This window comes from Vibrio sp. Vb1729 (assembly GCF_033338655.1).
Classification (GTDB): Bacteria; Pseudomonadota; Gammaproteobacteria; order Enterobacterales; family Vibrionaceae; genus Vibrio; species Vibrio alginolyticus.
Map to the genome: position 1 here is coordinate 1 of NZ_JAWOTB010000035.1, position 9,549 is coordinate 9,549.

A 9,549-nucleotide genomic window follows, 5' to 3' on the forward strand; every position below is an offset into this window, starting at 1 on the left:
GACTGGAACGGCTCAGAAACCCTAACGTTTACGGCCACCGATCCAAGCGGTGAAAGCGTCAGCCAAACGGTGAACTTCACGGTAGCCCCTGTGGCGGACATCGTGGCAGACAACGCGACGGTTGTGGAAGACACGCCAACCATCATTAAGGTCTTAGGTAACGATACGTTTGAAGGCGACGACAAAGTGGTGTCGCTCGATACCAATAACGGTCCAGCTAACGGCACGGTCTCGGTCAACCCGGACGGCAGTGTCACTTACACGCCAAACGACAACTATCACGGGGCAGACAGTTTTACCTACATCGTTACCTCGGGTGGGGTATCGGAGTCCACCACAGTGAACGTCGATGTGACGCCAGTGAATGACGCGCCAGTGGCAAACGATGACGCGGCAACAACACAAGAAGATACCGCTGTTACGATTGATATCTTGCCAAACGATACTGACATCGATGGTGATACATTACGTATTGACTCGGCGTCTGTGCCGAGTGACCAAGGGACAGTTGAGATTGTTGATGGCAAACTGGTGTTCACACCGGCCGAGAACTTCCATGGTGATGCCGAAATCACTTACACCATCACCGATGGTTCGCTGACTGACCAAGCGACGGTCAACGTCACCGTGAATGCGGTGAACGACACGCCTGTGGTTGAAAGTAGCATTGCAGACCAAACCTTGGCGGAAGATTTCACGCCATACAGCATCAATCTGAATACCGCTTTCAGCGATGTGGATAACGCCGATGGTGAGTTAACGTTTAGCGTCTCAGGTAACAGTAATGTCAATGTCTCAATAGAAAATGGCATCGCGACCATTAGCCCAACGGCAGACTGGAACGGCTCAGAAGCGTTAACCTTTACGGCTACTGATCCAAGCGGTGAAAGCGTCAGCCAAACGGTAAACTTTATGGTTGCGCCTGTGGCAGATATTGAATCTGACCGCGCGACGGTTGTGGAAGACACGCCGACCATCATTAACGTCCTAGGTAACGACACGTTTGAAGGCGACGACAAAGTAGTGTCGCTCGATAGCAATAACGGTCCAGCCAACGGCACGGTCTCGGTCAACCCGGACGGCAGCGTCACTTACACGCCAAACGACAACTTCCACGGTACAGACAGCTTCACGTACATCGTTACCTCCGGTGGGGTATCGGAATTCACCACGGTGAACGTCGATGTGACGCCAGTGAATGACGCGCCAGTGGCAAAAGATGATACCGCTGTCACTGACGAAGACACGCCAGTGACGATTGATGTTCTGCCAAACGACACCGATATTGATGGCGATAAGCTGTCTATCCAATCGGCGTCTGTGCCGAGTGAGCAAGGGACAGTCGAGATTGTTGACGGCAAACTGGTCTTCACGCCGGCTGAGAACTTCCATGGTGACGCTGAAATCACTTACACCATCACCGATGGTGCACTGACTGACCAAGCGACGGTCACCGTCACCGTGAATGCGGTGAACGACACACCTGTGGTTGAAAGCAACATCGCAGACCAAACCTTGGCGGAAGATTTCACGCCATACACCATCGATCTAAATACCGCTTTCAGCGATGTGGATAACGCCGATGGCGAGTTAACGTTTAGCGTCTCTGGCAACAGCAACATTCAAGTGGCGATCGTCAATGGCATTGTTACGTTCACTCCAACCGCGGACTGGAACGGCTCAGAAATCCTAACGTTTACTGCCACTGATCCAAGCGGTGAAAGCGTTAGCCAAACGGTGAACTTCACGGTTGCGCCTGTGGCGGACATCGTGGCAGACAAAGCGACGGTTGTGGAAGACACGGCGACCATCATTAAGGTCTTAGATAACGACACGTTCGAAGGCGACGACAAAGTGGTGTCGCTTGATACCAATAACGGTCCAGCTAACGGCACGGTCTCGGTCAACCCGGACGGCAGCGTCACTTACACGCCAAACGACAACTACCACGGGGCTGACAGCTTCACCTACATCGTTACGTCAGGTGGGGTGTCAGAGTCCACCACGGTGAACGTCGATGTGACGCCAGTGAATGACAGACCTGACAGTGAGGACTTTACGCATGTTACTGACAAGCCTTTGACGCAAGTTGTATTTGATACTGATACGAAACCTTTAGGTGATGGCGACTCTCAGGATCATATAGCGGATATTGAAGATGACTTAAATGGCAACGATTTGCATGTGCGGATTACTGAACTACCGACCTCAGGAACATTGTTCTTCAGAGATAACAACGGTGAACTGCATGAAATAAAAGAAGTCAGTGACACTCTTTATGAAAAAGATAGCCTTTACTATGAAGCTGATAATGTGGGTTTCTTATTAGGTATCAAGGATCGCCCAGATACACCAAATAGCTCCGAGTCTACAACAGATTTCAATAATTGGGGGCTAAGTGAGGACGGAGGTCCATCACACTCCCGTACTGAGCATTTAGTTAATGGTTCCTCCATCACTATATCTTCTGATAGTGGTGAACTTGCTCAATACAACCGCCAAGTGTCACATATCGGAAACGGTATTGCTGACAATGATGGGCAGGGTATTGAGAAAGGCGAGACAATTACGATCGATTTGTCTAATAACCCTGTGGGCAGCGTAAACCTTGGCTTAGATGGATTAGGTGGATTGTTTGATTACGGTGATGACAACGCTGCGCTTATTACGGTTACGTATTTAGATTCAAATAATATCGAACAGACTCAAACGTTCGAGTTCTTGAAGCCTGAAGGCAACTTCATGCTATTCCAAGAAACAAGCGTTGGTTTTGGGCAAGAACTAGCTCTTCCTGAAGGTTCGGTCATTACTCAGTTAGATTTTTCTACGAAAAATGAAGGGAACTGGGAGTTACGTTATGTAGAAGGTATTCCTGCCGGGGATAGCTTTGGATATGTGGCAGTCGATTCTGAAAGTGGAGTTAGTGATCCATCTACGGTCAATATCGTTAACGAAATACTAGATGGTAATGTTGCGGAAAATGGACCTGTGGTGGAGAGCATTGCAGGTGTTACTGTTGTTGAGGGTGACAATGTCACGTTTTCTGTTTCACTAAATAACGCGACAGATCAGACCGTTAAGTATCAAGTGGATTTCTCTGCAGAGGGTTCTAGTGTGAGCTCTCAAGACATTGATTTGTCGAACGCAACTTTTACTAATGGCGTGAAGTATTTGGGCGGATACCTTATTGTTCCAGTCGGAGTGAATGGCTTTGAGATTACCATTCCAAGTATTGATGATCAGTTGGTTGAATCAACAGAGAGTCTTGTGATTAAAGTCGGAGATGTGTCTGGCGTTGGCTATATTGATGATAATGATGTTCCGCCAGCAGTTCAAAGCAACGAAATTTCCGGATTAGAAGACGAAGCTATTGTTATAACACTAGAACATTTAGGCATCGTTGATAGTAGTATAAGTGTTGAGTTTGACACTTCTGCTCTAAATGGCTCACTGCAAGTGAAAGGTTCTGATGGTTGGGAAGCGGTTTCTGGAAGTGTGCTCGCTTCTGATATCGAAAATGGTCTTGTTCGTTATGTTCCTGCTGAACATGAATCTGGTGCAAATGTTTTCGATAAAGACGGTGTTGGGAACGGCTTGGATACTTACGAGCAGATTCATTTCACTGTTAGTGATGGCAATTCTTCTGCTTCAGGTACGTTGAGTATCGACATAGAGCCTGTCGCGGACCCAATTAAGATTGACCTTACTTTCGGTCCAGTAACGTCTGTACCTGTGACACTAGGCGGAAGCTGGTCTACAGACGAAGAACTTAAAGATCTGCTTGAGGCAAGTAATTTACCAGGGCTTGACTTTGAACATGTGGTGACACAAACGTTTAATAACGGACATGTTGGTAATGACTTAATGCTAAGCGGTGACACTGAATCGCCACTGAGCTTTGTCGGAGATCAACAAGCAGGTGCGAACGTTGATGCTCAAGGCAGTGATATCTTTGTGACTGGAGGAGGTAATGATTCTATCTATGGCGGTATTGGTTCATTAGATGATCAAGCGGAGACGGACACAGTTGTTTACTCTGGCAAGTTGTCTGATTACAACTTCAACTATTACCCTGCATCTGACCACTCAGAGGTCCCGTATTGGATTGTCGAAGATAGCCGATTTATTGATACAAAAGATGTTGTTTCGAGCACTCATAAAGAGTCGGGTGACCACCTTTATGAAATTGAACAACTTATCTTCCAAGATGCCATTATCAAGCTAAATAACAACACAGGAGAGTATGTTGTACTTACAGAGCAGCAAGTCTCTTTTGAGCTGAACCTTGATCTTATCGATGTGGATGGCAGTGAGTCATTCATTAACGATAGCGTCACCTTAACGGGAATTCCTTCAGGGCTAACATTAGAGGTGAATGGCAAAACGGTTGCTGAAAACAGCGATGGTTCTTACACGGTTGACCTTTCAAGTGAACCAAATCAAACCAGTCATCAACTAAGCGGTACGATTACTGTACCAGCCGATTACAATGGTTCGTTAGATTTTGATGTAACAGCGACGGCAGGAAGTGTTGAAGTTAATAACAATACTCAAATGGGGACGGACACGGCTTCTGTTTCAGTTCGAGATTATGATTTTGTTTCCGGTACGCATGGTGATAACAAGATAGCTGGATCTGATAGCAATGATGTGATTGTTGGCGATGTTCAAGGATTACAGATTGTCGAGGGGCAGGACTACAACATTGCTTTTATGCTCGATACATCAGGCAGCATGGGTTACGACGTTGGTCTAGCGCTAGGTGAGCTAAAAACAGTGCTGAATACTCTTACCGAAAGTGCTAGTGGCCCTCATTCGGGCAAAGTGAACGTTTTATTGACCACATTTGCTACTGGGAGCTCTCAGGTACTTGAATTAGATTTGAGTGCTGACAACGCAACATCGCAAATAGAGTCTACATTGGATGCAATTTTACAAATCGGTGATGGTAATACAAATTATGAAGCCGGGTTCCAATCTGCACTAGACTGGTTTGCTAATGCCGATAGTGGCGCAACAAACCTAAGTTATTTCATATCTGATGGTCAACCAAACCAAGCTACGGATAACAATACGAGTTGGTTTAGTGGTTGGGAGGGTGTCGTACTTGGCGTGTCAGAACAAAAGTTAGTGACGCTAGCGGATGTTTTGCCAAGTGATTACAGGTTTGGTGATACAGTCACATACAACAATAAAACAATCATAGATTTTCGCGGGGCGGTGTATTCGCTCTCTACTGGTGAACAGGTGGGGAGAATGCTTAACTCATATGTCTATGATGATTATGGAAATAATGTTCTATCTCAAGCGAATAACGCATATCAAGCATTGGCTGAATTTAGTGAGGTTCGTTCGATAGGTCTTGGTCGCTACTTAGATGAAGATTCGTTAGAAAACTTCGACTCTGATGGTGTAGTAAGGGCTAACATAGATGTAAACCAACTAGCAGAAGTGATCCTTGGTAAGGAAGTTTCATTGATGCAAGGCAAAGATGAGATTAACAGCCTTGATGGAAATGACATTATTTTTGGTGATGCCATGCGTTTCGACGTCGATGGTGAGCAAGGAGTTTCCGCGCTACAAAACTACGTAGCATCTCAACTAGGTAAGGATGTTTCGTTAGTTACGAAAGAAGAAGTTCATCACTACATTACTGAAAACCAAGCAGAATTTGAACAGTCTCGTTATTACGACCAAGCAGACACCATCTCTGGTGGTTCAGGTGATGATATTTTGTTTGGACAAGGTGGTGACGACAAGCTGTTCGGTGGTGCAGACAATGATATTTTAATTGGTGGTTTCGGCAATGATATTTTGACAGGGGGGGACGGTGAAGACATCTTTAAATGGATTGATGTGTCCAATGAACGCGACACTGTCACTGACTTCAATAAAAATGAAGACGCTCTAGACTTCTCAGATCTGTTTGACGACTTATCTAAAGATGAAATTGGAGAGCTTCTTAATGATCTTCAATCAGGTGATCATACTGGTGATGTCGGAGAGTATCATGTAGAAGTGGCACCAGACGGGGGATCTGAGGCAAACCTGAGTATTACAAAAGGGAGCTCGACATTGGACATCCATTTTGACGGTGCAAGTGTTGATGATGTGACTCAAAGCTTAATTGCGAGTTTAGAAGCTCAGTACAAAGACATGTAGTAGCGCTAAACTGTAGTCAAATTTAAAATCAAAAAAGGTCTAGCAATTTGCTAGACCTTTTATTTTTACGGTCTGTTTATTGTTGTGCTAGCTTTTTGGAAGTGTTGTGAAAACGGTCCATTCTTTCTTCACTTCACCCTTGTGGCCAATCACTGTTGCGGTTACTCGACGGTTCAATGCGTGACTAACTTGGTCTGTACCTTGTGTCGCAAGTACTGTGTCTCCATAGCCGACAATGGTAACTCTATCTCCACTAATGCCATTCTTCATGAGCTCTTTTCTAACGTTTTCAGCGCGGCGCTTAGATAGGTCAAGATTATGTTCTGCAGTACCAGTGCGACTAGCATAACCTTGAATCTCTATAGACGTGTTCGGGTACTCTTTCAAAAAGTCGGATAGTTCAAGAATTTGTTGCGTAAAGATAGGGTTGATCACATCGGAATCGTTCGCAAATAGTACTCGAATTTGCATTTCTTGTGAGGAGTCAACGTACGAACCACAACCGTCGTTGTCTATTTCGGCACCCAAAGGTGTACCCGGGCACAAATCTCGCTCGTTAATGACTCCGTCAGAGTCATCATCTATATGATCAGCCCACTGATCGGCAATTGGGGTATCTATGTAATCATATTCATCACCACGATCTGATGAACTGCATGCGGAGAGCATTAATGAGAGTGTAATAAAAGCTATGTGTTTCATAATTAATACTCCACTTCTTCTAGCCATTCTTTAGGCATTTCAACCCTTAATGCACTCAACAGTTGCCCAGTTGCGTTCATCACTCGATATTTGGCGTACTGCTCTGCGTATTTAGAATCTAAGTAGTCTTTACGCGCCTCAAAGAGCTCGTTTTCAGTGTTCAATAGATCAAGCAGTGTTCGTTTACCGATGCGATATTGCTTCTCGTAAGCAATTACGGTCTCAGACGCAGAGTCTACATGATCTGATAGAAACTCTTTTTGTTGTAATGTTAAATCAAGCGCACTCCAAGAAAGCCTTAACCCTTCTTCAACATTGCGATAGGCACCTTCACGCAAGTCTTTTGCTTTATTTAGCTGGTAGGCGAAGTTTTCTGAGTTCGCTGCATCACTGCCGCCATTGAATAGGTTGTAGCGTAGACGCAGCATGGCAAGTGTCTCATCACTTCGACCTTTTAAACCATCAGCGTCGTCACGCCATGTTTGCGAAGCTTCAATGGAAATGGTTGGGTAATTAACACCTTTAGACTGTTTGTATTGAAACTTAGCCGAGTCTACGTCTGCGAGCGCCACTTGAATAACGGGATGAAGTTCAAATGCCAAGCCTACCGCTTCATCAACCGTGTACGGGATAAAGTTTTGGTCCGCTCTCGGAAAGATTAACCCTTGTGGTGTTTGACCGACTAAACGAGTGAACATCGTGTGAGAGTCATACAGGTTATTTTGAGCAGCAGCTAAGTTTCCGTGTGCTTTTGCCAAACGTGCTTCTACCTGCGTCAAGTCAGCAGTAGAGCCGATACCCGAGTTGACTCGTTTTTTAATATCATCGTAAATATCTTTATGAACAGCAAGGTTGTTTTCTGAAAGCTTTAGGACTTCATACGCTTTAACAGCGTCCAAGTACACTTTAGTCACTTCAAGTGCCTTATCTGAAGCATCTGCTAAGAGTTGAAATCTAACAGATTCAGCATCAGCTGCGGTTCGATCAATATCATTTAACGTAGCGCTACCATCCCATATTAGTTGGGTCAGTGTCACTGAAGCTTCCTTTCGAGTGTAATCCGTGTCGCCTCGACCAACTTCATCTGACGGGTCTAATCCTTCATATCCAATTCCAGCATCTAGATCAACAGAGGGGAGGTAAGCACCTGATGAAGCTTCATTTATGTACTTCTGGCTCATAAACTCGTTAAATGCACTTTTAATATCGGGGTTATTTTGTAGCGTCTGTGCAACCGCTTGCTCTAGAGTTTGACCGAAAACTGGTGAAGACACTATTAAGCAACAGCAGGCTATATGTACTCGATTCCATCTCACGTTAGTTCTCCTAAAATCATGTCGCTCTTATTCTGTTTCATATTTGAGACGAGAAGTTACAAACAATGAATTTTCTTAGTGCGTATTATCAACTTGTTGATGTTTAAATGTTTAATTCAATAAAAAACAACAATCTTACTCTCTAAACTCTAGCATACGAGGCAAAGCTTGCTTGGTAAGTGGTCGATTTTTTCGTAGAAAACCTTTTTATCTTAAGAGCATAGCGGAAACTGGTTTAAATGAAGGCAAATTCTTCGGTTATTTTCCTTATTACTCTCAAAAAACTAAATCCTCTTGGAATAAAACGAAAAATTCATATTTTGTCTAAACTATAGACGTGTTTAGTGCAGTAACAAGCCTTTAATTAAACTAATACAAGGATGAAGAGCATGGATCGAGTAGCGTTAAGTTCATTGATGAGCAATGTCGTGGTTATAGGGCTTGATGGGAACCTGAGAAGTCTTGAAAGTGGTCAGCTACCTCAGCCTGGTGAATTAATTATTGAGGAAGTTTCTGATACATCAGAATTAATTGTACAACAGGTAACACCGCAAGGTAGTTCAATTAACGTTACTGATGATGTCACTGCGCTAATCGAGGCTATCGCTAGTGGAGAAGACCCGGCTGCTCTTGGTGAGGATTTTGAGCCAGCTGCTGGTGAGGAAAGTGGTTCTAGCCCCCAAAATACTGGTGCAATAGATCGTACTGGCGCTGAATTGTTGGCTAGTACGAATTTTGAGACCGTCGGTATTGATGGAATCGGACTATCTACAACTCAAGCACTATCTTTGTTGGATCTTTTCAGAGTAATTAATGGCCCTGTACCACCGACTATCTTAGTTCAAGAAATATCTAGTCCGACTATCAACGAAGGTGACCAAGTTGTATTCGATATTACTCTAAGTCAAACAACTGAAGACAATACTGATGTCATTCTTTCTCTCCTTGATGGAACCGCAACAGGCGGCTCAGCTGACGAGAACGGGAGTGACTACGTCAATGAGCGTGTCCTCATAACATTTTCTGATGGTACAACAGAAGAAGTTTCAGTCGGTGAAAGCGGAACCTTTACCATTTCGATCCCACCGGGTGAAAGTGACTTTACGGTCTCTATAGACTCTATTGACGACTCTGTATTTGAAGGCCCAGAAACGTTTACGCTCTCTGGCACGACAGAAGAACAAAGCACACCTGTTACTGGGACTGCCACTATTTTAGATGATGGTAGTGGACCTGGCTCAAATCCTGATGATGATCGCCCAGCGGTAACGATGAGTGATGCAGGTACGGTTAATGAGGGTGAGACAGCGAACTTCAAAGTGACGCTGTCGAATGCCTCCGAGTCCACTGTTCAAGTCGAGCTAGGCCT

Annotated in this window: 4 protein-coding genes; 2 read left to right on the plus strand and 2 right to left on the minus strand. The window is 44.7% G+C overall.

Features of this window, described 5'->3' with window-relative positions; genetic code table 11:
• A partial coding sequence (locus R7E29_RS16400) for a tandem-95 repeat protein (RefSeq protein WP_318082752.1) occupies window positions 1–6,162 on the plus strand: 6,162 nt, incomplete at its 5' end.
• Between the two features lie 87 nt (window positions 6,163–6,249).
• On the opposite strand, the gene R7E29_RS16405 is transcribed toward R7E29_RS16400, so the two are convergent.
• Together R7E29_RS16405 and R7E29_RS16410 are read right to left on the minus strand one after the other, a co-directional pair.
• Complete coding sequence (locus tag R7E29_RS16405) at window positions 6,250–6,864, minus strand: OmpA family protein (RefSeq protein WP_005377363.1); 615 nt, start codon at window positions 6,862–6,864, stop codon at window positions 6,250–6,252.
• 2 nt (window positions 6,865–6,866) lie between these two features.
• Window positions 6,867–8,180: a TolC family outer membrane protein gene (locus R7E29_RS16410; RefSeq protein WP_021707835.1), complete on the minus strand. Its 1,314-nt coding sequence runs from the start codon at window positions 8,178–8,180 to the stop codon at window positions 6,867–6,869.
• 389 nt (window positions 8,181–8,569) lie between these two features.
• Here R7E29_RS16410 and R7E29_RS16415 point away from each other — a divergent pair.
• On the plus strand, window positions 8,570–9,549 hold a 980-nt coding region (locus tag R7E29_RS16415; RefSeq protein ID WP_318082753.1), incomplete at its 3' end, for a Calx-beta domain-containing protein.